7 protein-coding genes, 2 tRNA genes and 3 rRNA genes are annotated in these 15,944 nt (G+C 61.5%); 10 read left to right on the top strand and 2 right to left on the bottom strand.

Annotated elements, in window-relative coordinates; genetic code table 11:
* Positions 1 to 75: 75 nt before the first annotated feature.
* Together H7A86_RS20035 and bphP are read left to right on the top strand one after the other, a co-directional pair.
* Positions 76 to 669, top strand: a complete 594-nt coding sequence (locus tag H7A86_RS20035) for a biliverdin-producing heme oxygenase (protein WP_119132616.1) — start codon at positions 76 to 78, stop codon at positions 667 to 669.
* Positions 666 to 2,567, top strand: a complete 1,902-nt coding sequence (gene bphP / locus H7A86_RS20030; protein WP_104586030.1) for a bacteriophytochrome BphP — start codon at positions 666 to 668, stop codon at positions 2,565 to 2,567. The genes H7A86_RS20035 and bphP overlap by 4 nt, the downstream gene beginning before the upstream one ends.
* 231 nt (positions 2,568 to 2,798) lie before the next feature.
* On the opposite strand, the gene H7A86_RS20025 is transcribed toward bphP, so the two are convergent.
* Positions 2,799 to 3,974, bottom strand: a complete 1,176-nt coding sequence (locus tag H7A86_RS20025) for a benzoate/H(+) symporter BenE family transporter (protein ID WP_119132615.1) — start codon at positions 3,972 to 3,974, stop codon at positions 2,799 to 2,801.
* 812 nt (positions 3,975 to 4,786) lie between these two features.
* On the opposite strand from H7A86_RS20025, the gene H7A86_RS20020 reads away from it, so the two are divergent.
* The 8 genes from H7A86_RS20020 to H7A86_RS19985 all read left to right on the top strand — a co-directional run bounded on the left by H7A86_RS20020 (position 4,787) and on the right by H7A86_RS19985 (position 14,127).
* Positions 4,787 to 6,333: ribosomal RNA gene (locus tag H7A86_RS20020) — 16S ribosomal RNA — on the top strand.
* Positions 6,334 to 6,427: 94 nt separating this feature from the next.
* A tRNA-Ala gene (locus H7A86_RS20015) sits at positions 6,428 to 6,503 on the top strand.
* 19 nt (positions 6,504 to 6,522) lie between these two features.
* Positions 6,523 to 6,599: transfer RNA gene (locus H7A86_RS20010), tRNA-Ile, on the top strand.
* Between the two features lie 227 nt (positions 6,600 to 6,826).
* A 23S ribosomal RNA gene (locus H7A86_RS20005) occupies positions 6,827 to 9,707 on the top strand.
* A 112-nt stretch (positions 9,708 to 9,819) separates the two neighbouring features.
* Positions 9,820 to 9,934: ribosomal RNA gene (gene rrf / locus H7A86_RS20000) — 5S ribosomal RNA — on the top strand.
* Together the 16S, 23S and 5S rRNA genes with 2 tRNA genes alongside form the textbook arrangement of a ribosomal RNA operon.
* A 420-nt stretch (positions 9,935 to 10,354) precedes the next feature.
* Positions 10,355 to 11,170 carry a bifunctional DNA-formamidopyrimidine glycosylase/DNA-(apurinic or apyrimidinic site) lyase gene (mutM, locus tag H7A86_RS19995; protein ID WP_119132406.1) on the top strand — a complete coding sequence of 272 codons (816 nt, stop codon included), beginning with the start codon at positions 10,355 to 10,357 and terminating at the stop codon, positions 11,168 to 11,170.
* Positions 11,171 to 11,354: 184 nt separating this feature from the next.
* Complete coding sequence (locus tag H7A86_RS19990; RefSeq protein WP_119132408.1) at positions 11,355 to 12,458, top strand: DUF4380 domain-containing protein; 1,104 nt, start codon at positions 11,355 to 11,357, stop codon at positions 12,456 to 12,458.
* Positions 12,459 to 12,525: 67 nt separating this feature from the next.
* On the top strand, positions 12,526 to 14,127 hold the full coding sequence (locus tag H7A86_RS19985; protein ID WP_119132407.1) for an OpgD/OpgG family glucan biosynthesis protein: 1,602 nt from the start codon (positions 12,526 to 12,528) through the stop codon (positions 14,125 to 14,127).
* 139 nt (positions 14,128 to 14,266) lie between these two features.
* Here the strand turns inward: H7A86_RS19985 and H7A86_RS19980 are convergent, their stop codons facing one another.
* A complete protein-coding gene (locus H7A86_RS19980; protein ID WP_104586277.1) occupies positions 14,267 to 15,511 on the bottom strand; it encodes a GAF domain-containing sensor histidine kinase in 1,245 nt (414 codons plus the stop codon).
* Between the last annotated feature and the right edge of the window lie 433 nt (positions 15,512 to 15,944).

The raw sequence follows: 15,944 nt of genomic DNA, 5'->3' as shown, positions 1-15,944 counted from the left end.
GCGCCCGCTTTATCTGATTTGCGCAGTCGCTGCTAGGCTGATGCACTCCGCACCGCAGCACCGCTTCGACTCCCTATGTGTCCTGACACCCTGGCTGTTCCGCCCTCGGCCGCGCTCGCGTTGCGCCATGCCACGCAGGACACCCATCGCCTGGTCGAAACGGTTCCGCTGATGCAGGCGCTGGGGCAGGGGCGGGTCGATCGCGCCGCGTACGCGCTGATCCTGCGCCGGCACCATGCCTTGCTGGCCGGCTTCGAAGTGCAATTGAGCGACTGGCTCAGCACCTTGACCGGCAGCGGCTGGCCGTATCGCCGCCGCGTACCGGCCTTGCGCGAGGACCTGCACACGCTGGGCCAGCAACCGCAGACGGCCATCGCAGCGCCCGCCGCCGGCAGCGATGCCGCGCGCTGGGGCATGCTCTACGTCATCGAAGGCTCGCAACTGGGTGGGCGGATGATCGCGCGCATCTTGCGCAAGCAGCAGCCGGCGCTGGCCGACGCCTTGCGGTATTTCGAACTGGCCAACGACGATCCGGCCGGCTGGCGCCGTTTCCAGGCGGTGCTCGACCAACGCCTGGACACTGCATCCGCGTGCGAGGCCGCCATCGACGGTGCGCAGCGCATGTTTGCCCACTTCCACACCTGTCTTGCAGCGGAGCCGCGCGCGTGAATCAGCCTACCGAACCCCTGGACATGGATGTCTGTGCGCGTGAGCCGATCCATATCCCCGGCCTGATCCAGCCGTACGGCGTTTTGCTGGTGATCGAGCCGGCCGATGGTCGCATCGTGCAGGCCAGCACCACCGCCGCCGACCTGCTCGGGGTGCCGCTGGCCGAGCTGCTGGGCATGGCCTACACCCAGGTGCTGGAACTGCCCGGCGAGCAGCCGTTCGTGGTCGAGGACCAGGCGCAGCATCTGCTGCATGCCGACGTGCGCTTTCCCCTGCGTGCGGCCGCCACCGACCACCCGTGGGTGGCCGCCTGGCATCTGTATCCGGAGCAATGGCTGGTCGAGATCGAGCCGCGCGACGCACGCCTGATGGATGTCACCCTGCGCGAAGCACTGCCGCTGTTGCGCAGTATCGAGCGCGATCCCGGCATCGCCGAAGCCGCCGTGCGCGCCGCCAAGGGGCTGCGCAGCATGATCGGCTTCGACCGGGTGATGGTGTATCGCTTCGATGAAGAGTGGAATGGCGACGTCATCGCCGAAGCGCGCCAGCCCGAGCTGGACGCCTATCTCGGCCTGCATTACCCGGCCACCGACATCCCGGCCCAGGCGCGCGCGCTGTACCTGCGCAACCGCGTCCGCCAGATCGCCGATGTCGGCTATCGGGCCTCGCCGATCGAGCCCACGCTGCATCCGCGTCTGGGCACCCCGGTGGATCTGAGCGATGTCAGCCTGCGCAGCGTCTCGCCGGTGCACCTGGAATACCTGGCCAACATGGGCGTGACCGCCACGCTGGTGTCGTCGATCGTCGTCAACGATGCGCTATGGGGGCTGATCTCCTGCCACCACTACAGCCCGCACTTCACCAGCCATGCCATGCGCGATGCCACCGATGCGGTGACCCGCGCGCTGGCCGGGCGTATCGGCGGATTGCAGGCGGTGGCGCGCGCGCACATGGAATCGGTGCTGCTCACCGTGCGCGAGAAGTTGATCACCGACTTCAACGACGCCGACCAGATGACCGTGGAAATGCTCGCCGACATGGCGCCGGACCTGATGGACGTGGTCGACGCCGATGGGGTGGCGATCTTCCACGGCGGCGAGATCAGCCGGCATGGCAGCACCCCGGACGCGGCCGCGTTGCGCCGCATCCGCGACCACATCGAATCCGAACACCACGACGCCCTGCGCGAAGATGCGGTCGGCGCCCTGCATGTGGATGCAATCGGCGAGGTGTTCCCCGAGCTGGCCGACCTTGCCCCGCTGGCCGCCGGCTTCATCTTCGTGCCGCTGATGCCGCAATCGCGCAGCGCCTTGCTGTGGACCCGCCGCGAGCAGGTGCAGCAGGTCAAATGGGCCGGCAATCCACAGCTGGCCAAGCTGGCGGACATCCCCAACTCACGGTTGTCGCCACGCAAGAGCTTCGACCTCTGGCAGGAGACCGTGCGCGGTCGCGCGCGGCGCTGGTCGCCGCTGCACCTGGAATCGGCGCGCAGCCTGCGCGTGCTGATCGAACTGATGGAGCGCAAGCGCTTCCAGCAGGATTTCACCCTGCTCGAGGCCTCGCTCTCGCGCCTGCGCGATGGCGTGGCCATCATCGAGCGTGGCACCACGGCCGCGCACCGGCTGATGTTCGTCAACCCGGCCTTCGCGGAACTCAGCCAGACCGAAGTGGCCGACCTGATCGGCTGCGACATCCTGTCCCTGCTGGCCAGCGACGCCGCCCCGCCCCAGGTGGAACTGCTCGAGGAGGCATTGCGCCAAGGCCGCGCCGCCTACGTCACCCTGCCGCTGCGCTCGCAGGACAGCGCGCCGGTCTACCGTCAGTTCCATCTCGAACCCCTGCCCAGCCCTAACGGCGTCACTGCCCACTGGCTGCTGCAGCTACGCGACCCCGAATAAGCCCGGTCGACAACCGGATGGCCTGCCGCAGCTAAGCGTGGCCAGTAAAACGTGGTGCGCAGTCGTAAGGTGGGTGCGGATGGCGCGCAGGAACCGCAGTTTGCGCGTGATACAGAACGTGTTCCGCGTGGGCCCGGTCCGCGTCGAGCGCGCGGTCAAGGAGCGGTTGTCGATGGCCGAATCCGAAGGACTGCCCCGCACCGCGCGCCCGTCTGGCGGTTTGACCGGTCGCTAAGCCCGCCGCCGCAACACCAACAAGGTGACCGTTCCGGCCACCAGGCCCCAGAACGAGGCGCCGATCCCGCCCAGCGTCAGCCCCGATGCGGTCACCAGGAAGGTGATCAAGGCCGCTTCGCGCTCGCTGTCCTGCTGCAGGGCCGCCGCCAGGCTGTTGCCGATCGTGCCCAGCAGGGCAATCCCGGCGATCGCCATCACCAGCTCGCGCGGGAAGGCCGCAAACACCGCCGCCACGGTCGCGCCGAACACGCCGATCAGCACATAGAACACGCCCGCGCTTACCGCAGCGGTGTAACGCCGCGCCGGATCCTCGTGCGCCTCGCGGCCCATGCAGATCGCCGCGGTGATGGCCGCCAGGTTCAAGGCATAGCCACCGAACGGCGCCAGCAGCGTATTGACCACCCCGATCCAGCCGATCGTCGGCGAGATCGGCACCGTATAGCCGGAGGCGCGGATCACCGCCACGCCCGGCACGTTCTGCGAGGCCATGGTGACCACGAACAATGGAATCGCCAGCCCGAACAACGCCGCCCACGACAATGACGGCACCACCAGCACCGGGTGGGCCAGTTCAAGCTGCACGCTCTTCCACTGCATCAACCCGCTACCGGCCGCAATCGCCACGCCGACCAGCAAGGTCGCAATCACCGCATAGCGCGCAAACCAGCGCCGCCCGGCCAGATAGGCCGCCAGCATCGCCAGCGCCAGCAACGCCTGGCTCTGCATCGCCACGAACAGGTCCAGCCCGAAGCGCAACAACACCCCGGCCAGCATGCCCGAGGCCAGCGAGATCGGAATGCGCCGGATTGCCTTCTCAAATAACCCCGAAAAGCCGGCCAGCATGCCAAGCACCGCCGCCGCCACGAACGCCCCGATCGCCTCGCGCAACGGCACCCCGGCCGCACTGCCGATCAGCATCGCCGCGCCCGGCGTGGACCAGGCCGTCACCACCGGCACCCGGTAACGCAGCGACAGGCCGATGCAGGTCACGCCCATGCCGATCCCGAGTGCCCACATCCACGAGGCGATCTGCGCCTGGTCCGCCCCCAGGTGACGTGCCGCCTCGAACACGATCACCGCAGAACTGGCAAAGCCCACCAGTACCGTGACAAAGCCCGCGGCAATCGCAGGCAGGGACAGATCGCGAAGCAGGCTGCGGGAAGGAGGCATCGTGAGCTCTCTATCTCTGGTGCCCGCATTTTCACCGAGCGCGCCGTTGATCGATACCGCGGCAGCTTGTGTGGTTGCTCTATCGACGGTGCTTTTCGTCCTGCATGGAAAGTGCCGCGCGGCTCAACCGCGTCAATCCTGCGCCATGTCCTGGATAGAGGGAGCAGATCCAATACACCGCATGGCACGTGAAACCAGGGCCGCGCTTGGGCGCAACAAGGTCCCTGTCATGCCAGTGTCAAAAAGTGCTTGCACTTCTGCACAGTCTCGATAAACTGCGCGGCCTCGCTCAGGACGGCGGCGCTTCTCGAAGCACCGCAGCAACGAACGGGGCGAATCGGAAACATCACAAGGTGTTGACGAAACGAAAAAGCCGGCTATGATGTGCGGCTCGCTACACGGAAAGATGCTTCGGCAGATTGAAGTGCAGCGGCGGCAACTTCCTCTTCACGAGGGGTTGACGAAGATGAAAAGCCTGCTAATATGGCCGGCTCGCTTCGCAGAAAACCTTCGGGTCGAAACGAAGCAGCGTCAACCACCTCGAAATGATGTGTTGACGGCAAGAAAAAGTCCGCTATAATGGGCGGCTCGCTTCGACGGAAACGACGAAGCTGACGGGAACGGCGCTGAGGCCACTTCCCAATGTTCTTTGACAGTGTGCGCAGGTAATTTGTGCGGACGCCTGCAGGAAGGATGATTGTCCATCTTGCAGACGTTTAATCAAAAAGCAACATATTAATTGCTTTGCAAGCGATAAGTTGTCAGTGGTTGAACTTCTGCAGCTAAAGTATTTGTCTTCGGACATGTAATTTTAAGTGAAGAGTTTGATCCTGGCTCAGAGTGAACGCTGGCGGCAGGCCTAACACATGCAAGTCGAACGGCAGCACAGTAAGAGCTTGCTCTTATGGGTGGCGAGTGGCGGACGGGTGAGGAATACATCGGAATCTACTCTTTCGTGGGGGATAACGTAGGGAAACTTACGCTAATACCGCATACGACCTACGGGTGAAAGCGGAGGACCTTCGGGCTTCGCGCGATTGAATGAGCCGATGTCGGATTAGCTAGTTGGCGGGGTAAAGGCCCACCAAGGCGACGATCCGTAGCTGGTCTGAGAGGATGATCAGCCACACTGGAACTGAGACACGGTCCAGACTCCTACGGGAGGCAGCAGTGGGGAATATTGGACAATGGGCGCAAGCCTGATCCAGCCATGCCGCGTGGGTGAAGAAGGCCTTCGGGTTGTAAAGCCCTTTTGTTGGGAAAGAAAAGCAGTCGGTTAATACCCGATTGTTCTGACGGTACCCAAAGAATAAGCACCGGCTAACTTCGTGCCAGCAGCCGCGGTAATACGAAGGGTGCAAGCGTTACTCGGAATTACTGGGCGTAAAGCGTGCGTAGGTGGTGGTTTAAGTCTGTTGTGAAAGCCCTGGGCTCAACCTGGGAATTGCAGTGGATACTGGGTCACTAGAGTGTGGTAGAGGGTAGCGGAATTCCCGGTGTAGCAGTGAAATGCGTAGAGATCGGGAGGAACATCCGTGGCGAAGGCGGCTACCTGGACCAACACTGACACTGAGGCACGAAAGCGTGGGGAGCAAACAGGATTAGATACCCTGGTAGTCCACGCCCTAAACGATGCGAACTGGATGTTGGGTGCAATTTGGCACGCAGTATCGAAGCTAACGCGTTAAGTTCGCCGCCTGGGGAGTACGGTCGCAAGACTGAAACTCAAAGGAATTGACGGGGGCCCGCACAAGCGGTGGAGTATGTGGTTTAATTCGATGCAACGCGAAGAACCTTACCTGGTCTTGACATCCACGGAACTTTCCAGAGATGGATTGGTGCCTTCGGGAACCGTGAGACAGGTGCTGCATGGCTGTCGTCAGCTCGTGTCGTGAGATGTTGGGTTAAGTCCCGCAACGAGCGCAACCCTTGTCCTTAGTTGCCAGCACGTAATGGTGGGAACTCTAAGGAGACCGCCGGTGACAAACCGGAGGAAGGTGGGGATGACGTCAAGTCATCATGGCCCTTACGACCAGGGCTACACACGTACTACAATGGTAGGGACAGAGGGCTGCAAACCCGCGAGGGTAAGCCAATCCCAGAAACCCTATCTCAGTCCGGATTGGAGTCTGCAACTCGACTCCATGAAGTCGGAATCGCTAGTAATCGCAGATCAGCATTGCTGCGGTGAATACGTTCCCGGGCCTTGTACACACCGCCCGTCACACCATGGGAGTTTGTTGCACCAGAAGCAGGTAGCTTAACCTTCGGGAGGGCGCTTGCCACGGTGTGGCCGATGACTGGGGTGAAGTCGTAACAAGGTAGCCGTATCGGAAGGTGCGGCTGGATCACCTCCTTTTGAGCATGACGTCATTGTTCCTGTCGGGCGTCCTCACAAATTACCTGCATTCAGAGATTCATACCGGCACAGGTCGGTATGCGAAGTCCCTTTTGGGGCCTTAGCTCAGCTGGGAGAGCACCTGCTTTGCAAGCAGGGGGTCGTCGGTTCGATCCCGACAGGCTCCACCATATTGAGTGAAAAGACTTCGGGTCTGTAGCTCAGGTGGTTAGAGCGCACCCCTGATAAGGGTGAGGTCGGTAGTTCGAGTCTACCCAGACCCACCACTCTGAATGTAGTGCACACTTAAGAATTTATATGGATCAGCGTTGAGGCTGATACATGTTCTTTTATAACTTGTGACGTAGCGAGCGTTTGAGATATCTATCTAAACGTGTCGTTGAGGCTAAGGCGGGGACTTCGAGTCCCTAAATAATTGAGTCGTATGTTCGCGTTGGTGGCTTTGTACCCCACACAACACGGCATGTGACCCCGAGGCAACTTGGGGTTATATGGTCAAGCGAATAAGCGCACACGGTGGATGCCTAGGCGGTCAGAGGCGATGAAGGACGTGGTAGCCTGCGAAAAGTGTCGGGGAGCTGGCAACAAGCTTTGATCCGGCAATGTCCGAATGGGGAAACCCACTGCTTCGGCAGTATCCTGCAGTGAATTCATAGCTGCTGGAAGCGAACCCGGTGAACTGAAATATCTAAGTAACCGGAGGAAAAGAAATCAACCGAGATTCCCTAAGTAGTGACGAGCGAACGGGGAGCAGCCCTTAAGCTGGAATGGCTTTAGAAAAACAATCTGGAAAGATTGGCCATAGAAGGTGATAGCCCTGTATTTAAAAGGGCCACTCCAGTGAAGACGAGTAGGGCGGGGCACGTGAAACCCTGTCTGAATATGGGGGGACCATCCTCCAAGGCTAAATACTCCTGACCGACCGATAGTGAACCAGTACCGTGAGGGAAAGGCGAAAAGAACCCCGGAGAGGGGAGTGAAATAGATCCTGAAACCGTGTGCGTACAAGCAGTAGGAGCTCGCAAGAGTGACTGCGTACCTTTTGTATAATGGGTCAGCGACTTACTGTTCGTGGCAAGCTTAACCGTATAGGGGAGGCGAAGGGAAACCGAGTCTGATAAGGGCGCATAGTCGCGGGCAGTAGACCCGAAACCGGGTGATCTAGTCATGGCCAGGGTGAAGGTGCCGTAACAGGTACTGGAGGCCCGAACCCACGTCTGTTGCAAAAGACGGGGATGAGCTGTGATTAGGAGTGAAAAGCTAATCGAACCCGGAGATAGCTGGTTCTCCTCGAAAGCTATTTAGGTAGCGCCTCGGACGAATACTACTGGGGGTAGAGCACTGTTATGGCTAGGGGGTCATCGCGACTTACCAAACCATTGCAAACTCCGAATACCAGTACGTACTATCCGGGAGACACACGGCGGGTGCTAACGTCCGTCGTGAAAAGGGAAACAACCCAGACCCACAGCTAAGGTCCCAAATTCACTGCTAAGTGGAAAACGATGTGGAAAGGCATAGACAGCCAGGAGGTTGGCTTAGAAGCAGCCACCCTTTAAAGAAAGCGTAATAGCTCACTGGTCGAGTCGGTCTGCGCGGAAGATTTAACGGGGCTAAGCAGTGAACCGAAGCTTGGGGTGCATAAAACTTGTTTTATGCGCGGTAGAGGAGCGTTCCGTAAGCCTGCGAAGGTGGATTGAGAAGTCTGCTGGAGGTATCGGAAGTGCGAATGCTGACATGAGTAACGATAATGCGGGTGAAAAGCCCGCACGCCGAAAGCCCAAGGTTTCCTTGCGCAACGTTAATCGACGCAGGGTTAGTCGGTCCCTAAGGCGAGGGCGAAAGCCGTAGTCGATGGGAAGCAGGTTAATATTCCTGCACCTCGCGTGAGTGCGATGGAGGGACGGAGAAGGTTAGGTGTACCGGGCGTTGGTTGTCCCGGGGAAAGGCGGTAGGTTTGGATCTTTGGCAAATCCGGGATCCTTTAAGACCGAGCACCGAGACGAGCCTTTATGGCAAAGTCACTGATACCACGCTTCCAGGAAAAGCTCCTAAGCTTCAGCTCACGAAGACCGTACCGTAAACCGACACAGGTGGGTAGGATGAGAATTCTCAGGCGCTTGAGAGAACTCGGGTGAAGGAACTAGGCAACATGGCACCGTAACTTCGGGAGAAGGTGCACCCTTTTTGGTGGCTCATGCGAGCTATAGCTGAAGAGGGTCGCAGAAACCAGGCCGCTGCGACTGTTTATCAAAAACACAGCACTCTGCAAACACGAAAGTGGACGTATAGGGTGTGACGCCTGCCCGGTGCTGGAAGGTTAATTGATGGGGTCAGCCGCAAGGCGAAGCTCTTGATCGAAGCCCCAGTAAACGGCGGCCGTAACTATAACGGTCCTAAGGTAGCGAAATTCCTTGTCGGGTAAGTTCCGACCTGCACGAATGGCGTAACGACAGCGGCGCTGTCTCCACCCGAGACTCAGTGAAATTGAAATCGCTGTGAAGATGCAGCGTTCCCGTGGCAAGACGGAAAGACCCCGTGAACCTTTACTATAGCTTTACACTGAACGTTGAGTTCGTCTGTGTAGGATAGGTGGGAGGCTATGAAACTGTGGCGCTAGCTGCAGTGGAGCCATCCTTGAAATACCACCCTGTCGTGCTTGACGTTCTAACCTAGATCCGTTATCCGGATCAGGGACCGTGTATGGTGGGTAGTTTGACTGGGGCGGTCTCCTCCTAAAGAGTAACGGAGGAGCACGAAGGTACGCTCAGCGCGGTCGGACATCGCGCACTGTGTGCAAAGGCATAAGCGTGCTTGACTGCAAGATCGACGGATCAAGCAGGTACGAAAGTAGGTCTTAGTGATCCGGTGGTTCTGTATGGAAGGGCCATCGCTCAACGGATAAAAGGTACTCCGGGGATAACAGGCTGATACCGCCCAAGAGTTCATATCGACGGCGGTGTTTGGCACCTCGATGTCGGCTCATCACATCCTGGGGCTGTAGTCGGTCCCAAGGGTATGGCTGTTCGCCATTTAAAGTGGTACGCGAGCTGGGTTCAGAACGTCGTGAGACAGTTCGGTCCCTATCTGCCATGGGCGTTGGAAGTTTGAGAGGGGCTGCTCCTAGTACGAGAGGACCGGAGTGGACGAACCTCTGGTGTTCCGGTTGTCACGCCAGTGGCATTGCCGGGTAGCTATGTTCGGAAGCGATAACCGCTGAAAGCATCTAAGCGGGAAGCGCGCCTCAAGATGAGACTTCCCGGGGCACAAGCCCCCTAAAGGAACCATATAGACTATGTGGTTGATAGGTCAGGTGTGTAAGTACAGCAATGTATTGAGCTAACTGATACTAATGATCCGTGCGGCTTGACCATATAACCTCAAGTTGCCTTGGTCCCAACGAACGTTGGTAGATCACCAAACGCAAGCTACGTCACAAGTTACCTATGCGAGACGAGCGCTGTGAAGCGCTGCTCCAACCGTCTCCCTGGTGAAATTAGCGCTGTGGAACCACCCGATCCCATCCCGAACTCGGAAGTGAAACGCAGCTGCGCCGATGGTAGTGTGGCTCAAGCCATGCGAGAGTAGGTCATCGCCAGGGGCTTTACCCGAAACCCTCAGTCCAACAGGACTGGGGGTTTCTTTTTGTCCAAAATCCGCAACGTAACCGCCAAAAACACCGCGCAACGCCGCACGCTGACCAGCGGATCCGCATCCGCAGGCTCAATGCTCAGGCTGAGCGCGGTACAACCGATGCCAGGACACGCGCTCGGCGCTTGCGTTGAAGCAGGACGCGCTGGCAAGGCCGAAAGGTCTGAATGTCACCGCAGAACCCGGACCGGCAAGCCGCAATCGGAGCAGGGCACCGATACCAGAACACGTGCTTGACGCTGGGGGCCCACTTCCTGGTACTGCAGCGGCACCCACTTTGCCCCGATGACCGCAAAGCTGGATTTACCGCGTTTGGCCACCATATTGATCCGCTCCGGCGTGCCGCCGGCCTGGTCGATTGGAGATGTGCATGCCCGAGCTGCCCGAAGTCGAAACCACCTTGCGTGGGCTGGCACCGCATCTGGTCGGCCAACGCATCCACGGCGTCATCCTGCGGCGGCCCGATCTGCGCTGGCCCATCCCTGAGCAGATCGAACGTCTGCTGCCCGGCGCGACCATCACTGATGTGCGTCGCCGGGCCAAGTACTTATTGATCGATACCGATGCCGGCGGCAGCGCGCTGCTGCATCTTGGAATGTCCGGAAGTCTGCGCGTGTTACCCGGCGATACGCCGCCGCGGGCGCACGATCATGTGGATATCAGCCTGGAAAATGGCCGTATCCTGCGCTTCAACGATCCGCGCCGGTTTGGTTGCCTGTTGTGGCAGAGCGATGCGCACGTGCACGATCTGCTGGCGGCACTTGGCCCGGAGCCATTATCGGATGCATTTACTGGCGATTATCTGCATGCACTGGCAAGCGGCCGGCGCGCGGCGGTGAAGACCTTTCTGATGGATCAGGCTGTCGTCGTCGGCGTGGGAAACATCTACGCGGCAGAAAGCCTGCATCGCGCAGGAATCAGCCCCCTGCGCGAAGCCGGGAAGGTGTCATTGGACCGTTACCGGCGCCTGGCTGCGGCAGTGAAGGACATCCTGGGCTACGCCATCCAGCGCGGCGGAACCACGCTACGCGATTTCATCAGCCCGGACGGGGCGCCCGGTTACTTCGAGCAGGAACTCACGGTGTATGGGCGCGAGGGTGAAACCTGCAAGCAGTGTGGACGTTTGCTGAAACACGCCACGATCGGGCAACGCGCGACGGTGTGGTGCAGCAGTTGCCAGCGTTGAACGCCGGCCAGCTGACCCACGTTGATCGAAACACCAGCCTCCAGCTCTGGATCAGTTAGGACCGCTGACCAGTAGCCCTCGGATAACAGCAAACAGCGCGCTTGGAGCAGCAGCGGCCGATTGCTTGATGGTGCGTTGCCGTGCATCGCGCCACAATCGTGACGTCCTGTGATTGGAGTCGTCCATGCCTGCCTCACTGCGCTACTTAATGCCGATCATGCTTGTGGGTGCATCAGCGTTGCCGCTGGCAACAGGCGCATACGCGGATGAGCTTGCGTCCAGCACCAAACCTGGAGTTGAGCGCATCCAGTTGCACAACGGAGTTGTTGAACTCAGTGCTACGCCCGCGTTCGGTGGGCGTGTGCTGTCCTTCAATTTGCGTGGACACCCCAACGTGTTGAAGACCGGCGAGGCGGTTGATCAGCAGCCCGCGCCAGAAGTGTCCGCGACTGCAGGCGATATCCCGTATCTCGGCCACGATGTGTGGGTGGGGCCGCAGAGTCAGTGGTGGGTGCATCAACAGGTCAACCTCACACGTAAGGCCGCCACCGCGGTTTGGCCACCGGATCCGTATCTGTCGCTGGCCACCACGCGTGCAGTCACACGGACTCACGACCAGTTGATCCTGGAGGGGGTACCCAGTCCGGTCACCGGCGTGCAGCTCCGCAAGCGCGCCGCGCTTTCATCCACGCGCGCCGATACCGTGGAGGTGGAGGCCACTGCGCGCAATATCCGCAAGGATCCGATCAGTTGGGACCTGTGGTTCAACACGCGGGTTGCGGCGGGCACGCGCGTGTTCGTGCCGGTTGCCGAGGCGGCAGACATCCGCCTGCAACCACCGACCGAGCCTGGCACGGTTGCGCCCACGTATCGGCACCAAGGTGGTGTGTTTGCGTTGCGCGCCGATGCACGAAAGGACGGGCTGATTCAGCGCGGCAAGGTGTTGCTGCAACCTTCGGCGGGCTGGATGGCGGGCTTCGCCGGTGATCAGGTCCTGGTGATCCGCTTTGCGCATCAGCCGCTGGCGGCGATCCATCCGGAACAAGGGCAGGTGGAGTTGTATCTGGATGCGCCGCCGCAGCATCCCGAGCGCGGGCTGCTGGAAATGGAAGTGCACGCGCCGTATCGGCAGCTGGCCCCGGGTGCGCACATGCAGGCGAACGAGCAATGGACCTTGCTGCGTTATTCCGGGCCAGACGCGCAGCAGGCGCAACAACAGTTCCTGTGCAGCAAGGCGCAGGAGCTGCAGCTGATCAATGCCTGCGCGCCTTCGTCTGCGGGGCCCTGACCTGCGCATTACCTCCGTGCCGCGCTGTGGCTATGATGTCGGCCATTCCCTGATCAGATCGATGCGCATGCAACGACGCCATTTCCTGAAGAATGCCGCTGCCGCATTGGCCGCGCTCGGTCTGCCGGCGCTGCCGCAGTGGGCGCTGGCGGCCAAGGCCGTTGGCCTGCGGCGCTTGGGGCAACCGCAGCCGTTCGACTATGCCTGGCTCAAAGGGCAGGCGCGTGCGTTGGCTACGGCGCCCTACAAGAGCCATAAGCAGCTGCTTCCCGGGCCGCTGGAAGCATTGAACTGGGATCAATACCAGTCGATCCGCTACCGCCAGGATCACGCGCTATGGGCCGACGGCAACGGCAAGTTCCAGGCCAAGTTCTTTCATCTGGGGCTGTATTTCCACACTCCGGTGCACATCTACGACATTGTCGATGGCAAGGCGCAGCAACTGGCCTACGACCCGGCGGCGTTCGATTACGGCAGCAGTGGCCTGGGCGGCAAGCAGTTGCCCAAGGACCTGGGCTTTGCGGGCTTCCGTCTCAATACACGCAAGGACACCGACCGCGATTTCTCCGCCTTCCTGGGTGCGAGCTATTTCCGCGCAGTCGGCAAGGAAGGCCAGTACGGGCAGTCGGCACGCGGGCTGGCGATCGAGACCGGCACCGGCGGTCCGGAGGAGTTCCCGGACTTCATCGCCTACTACCTGGAGCAGCCGGCAGACGATTCGAACACCGTGGTGGTGTACGGGCTACTGGACTCGCCCAGCGTTGCCGGTGCGTATCGCTTCGCCATCACCAATGGCGAGGTGCTGGTGATGGAAATCGACAGTGCGCTCTACCCGCGCAAGACCATCGAGCGGCTGGGCATCGGCCCGTGCACCAGCATGTATCAGGTCGGCGAAAACGATAACCGCATGGATTGGGACTGGCGCCCGGAGATCCACGACACCGATGGCTTGGCGATGTGGACCGGCGGCGGCGAATGGATCTGGCGGCCGTTGTGCAACCCGCCGCAGCTGCGCTTCAACATGTTCGTCGATGAGAATCCGCGCGGGTTTGGCCTGTTGCAGCGCGATCGCAACTTCGACCATTACCAGGACGACGGCGTGTTCTACGAGAAACGCCCTTGCCTGTGGGTGGAACCGAAGGGCGGCTGGGGCAAGGGCTCGGTACAGCTGGTCGAGATCCCGACCGTGGACGAGACCTTCGACAACATCGTGGCGTTCTGGAATCCACAGGACAAGCCGCAGCCGGGCCAGGAATTGCTGATGGGGTACCGGCTGTATTGGGGCGCGCATCCGCCGGCCAGCTCGCCGCTGGCGCATTGCGTGGCCACGCGCACCGGCCTGGGCGGCATCGTCGGGCAGAAGCGCAGCCATTTCTCGTGGCGGTTTGCGGTGGATTTTGCCGGCGGCGACCTGGCTGCGTTGACCAAGGACCCGAACGCCAAGGTCGAGGCCATCCTCCAGGTCTCGCGCGGGAGCACCGAAATCGTGTCGGCACGTCCGCTGCATGAGCTCAAGGGCTATCGGGCGATGTTCGACCTGGTGCCGCCGGATGACAGCACCCGGCAGATCGATATCCGGCTGTTTCTGCGCGCCAACGGCAAGCCGCTGACCGAAACCTGGCTGTACCAGTGGACGCCGCCGCCGCCGAGCGAGCGCAAGATCTACTAGCGCAAGGCCACGCGCGGCCGGCAGCCAGCGCGGTCCTTGCGCCAACGGCGCACCGAGATCGCGCCGGGTCGGGTCGGGGAGCCAGCACGCCGCTGTTGCCACCACGCGCACGCCGAGGCGGTGCGCGACCGCGGGTCTGCTAGGCCTGGTTCGTTTTGGCGACAAGCTGCATGCGTCCACGCGGACGCATGCACGCCAGCTCCACCCGGAAGCAGGTGCCGTCCTTGCCGCTGATGATGCGCAGCTCGCCTTGATGGGCACGGGCGATCTGCGCGGCCATGTGCAGGCCCAGATCGACTTCGGGCAAGGGGCGTCCGCCGGTGTGCACGTGGGTGGAGGCGTGCAGCACGTCGAGCCGGCGCGGGTCGATACCGTCCAGATTGCAGACCTCGATGCGCAGGCGGCCCTGCTCGGTCACCGCGATCGCCTTGATCAGCGAGCTCTGTTGCCCCTGCACCACGGCGTTGATCATCAGGCTGCCGAACATCTGCGCCAGGCGCACCGCATCGCCATGCACCGGTTCGTCGATGGCCACGTGCGTGGACAGCACCTGGTTCGGATACGCGGCGCGGGTTTCGTCGACGACCTGCGATAGCGCATCGAGCAGATCGCTGCCGTTGCCGTAGTCCAGCTGCAGCCAGTCGCGCTCGATGCCGCGTGCGAAATCGCTGGCGAAGTCGATCAGCTCTTCCATGCGCCGCAGGCTGCGTTGCATCGACCGGATCGCGCCACCCTGGCGCTGGTTGAGCGAGTCGATCGCCAGCATGTCCACCACCGCATGCATGGACTGCAGCGGGTTGCGCAGGTCGTGGCCAAGGATGCCGATGAACTCTTCGCGCAGCCGGGCCGAGGCGCCGACACGCCCCAGTTCGCTGCGCGCGCGCAGCGATTCCTGCGCGCTCTCTTCGGCGCGTTGTTCGGCCTGGATCTGCGCTGCCAGCAGTTGCGCCAGCAGTTCGACCTTTTCCACCAACGGCGCGTCCATGACGCGCGGCAACGGGTCCAGCGCACACAAGGTGCCGAACACGCTGCCATCGTCGAACTTGATCGGCACCGAGACATAGCTTTCGAAGCCGTACAACCGCGGCGTGGGGTGGTCGCGGAAGACCGGGTGCTCGGAGGCATGGCCGAACCACAGCGCGTTGCCCTGGGTGCGCACGCTGTCGCAGAAGGTGGTGACCAGCGGCAGCTCGTCGCCGGGCGCCAGACCGAACGCCAGGTCGTCGCGCACCTGGCAGGTGATCCAGCGCGTATCGGTCACGCGCGCGACGGCGGCGAACCCCATGCCGGTCAGACGGGTGAGAACGGTCAGGACATCGGGCACCGACGATAGCCGGCCAACACGCGCGATATCGGCGCGTAACTCGGGAGGAAGCGGACCCATGTATTGCCTCCCGACAAGTGGATGGTCGCCAGTTTACAGGACTGCGGTTGCGCCTGGTTGCGCGCGGATCGCTGCAACGGCCCTGCAACGATACGCCTGTTGATGTGTAGCGAAGATGCAGTGGCGACCGCATGCCTGCAAGGGTTTAGCGACGCATCACAAGCGCATACCAGGCAGCGCGCCAAGAGCATCCGGCTGAATTCTTCAGCTGCCGCCCCGCCGGGGTTAGCCGTCCGCTGGCACGTAAATACCGGGCCGATAATGCCGAATCATCCGGGAGCTGGAGGATCGCGAGCGCGCATCAGGTCCATCGGGCGGGATCGGGTAACGGCCGCCGTGTGTCGCTGCAGTTGCGCGTATTCAATGCGTCGCCAGGTGCGAAACGACGTTGGCACGCCATGCCACCCGCGTCGGTGGCCATGTCGATGGCCGG

Source organism: Xanthomonas euroxanthea (genome assembly GCF_903989455.1).
GTDB classification, from domain to species: Bacteria; Pseudomonadota; Gammaproteobacteria; order Xanthomonadales; family Xanthomonadaceae; genus Xanthomonas; species Xanthomonas euroxanthea.
Note: the sequence above shows the minus strand (reverse complement) of the source record. Positions and strands in the feature narration are given on the sequence as shown.

What these genes read in the sequence shown, in the direction of transcription:
- H7A86_RS20035 (WP_119132616.1), top strand. Translation starts at nt 76, where the DNA reads ATGTGTCCTGACACCCTGGCTGTTCCGCCCTCGGCCGCGCTCGCGTTG.
- H7A86_RS20025 (WP_119132615.1), bottom strand. Translation starts at nt 3,974, where the DNA reads ATGCCTCCTTCCCGCAGCCTGCTTCGCGATCTGTCCCTGCCTGCGATT.
- mutM (WP_119132406.1), top strand. Translation starts at nt 10,355, where the DNA reads ATGCCCGAGCTGCCCGAAGTCGAAACCACCTTGCGTGGGCTGGCACCG.
- H7A86_RS19990 (WP_119132408.1), top strand. Translation starts at nt 11,355, where the DNA reads ATGCCTGCCTCACTGCGCTACTTAATGCCGATCATGCTTGTGGGTGCA.
- H7A86_RS19985 (WP_119132407.1), top strand. Translation starts at nt 12,526, where the DNA reads ATGCAACGACGCCATTTCCTGAAGAATGCCGCTGCCGCATTGGCCGCG.
- H7A86_RS19980 (WP_104586277.1), bottom strand. Translation starts at nt 15,511, where the DNA reads ATGGGTCCGCTTCCTCCCGAGTTACGCGCCGATATCGCGCGTGTTGGC.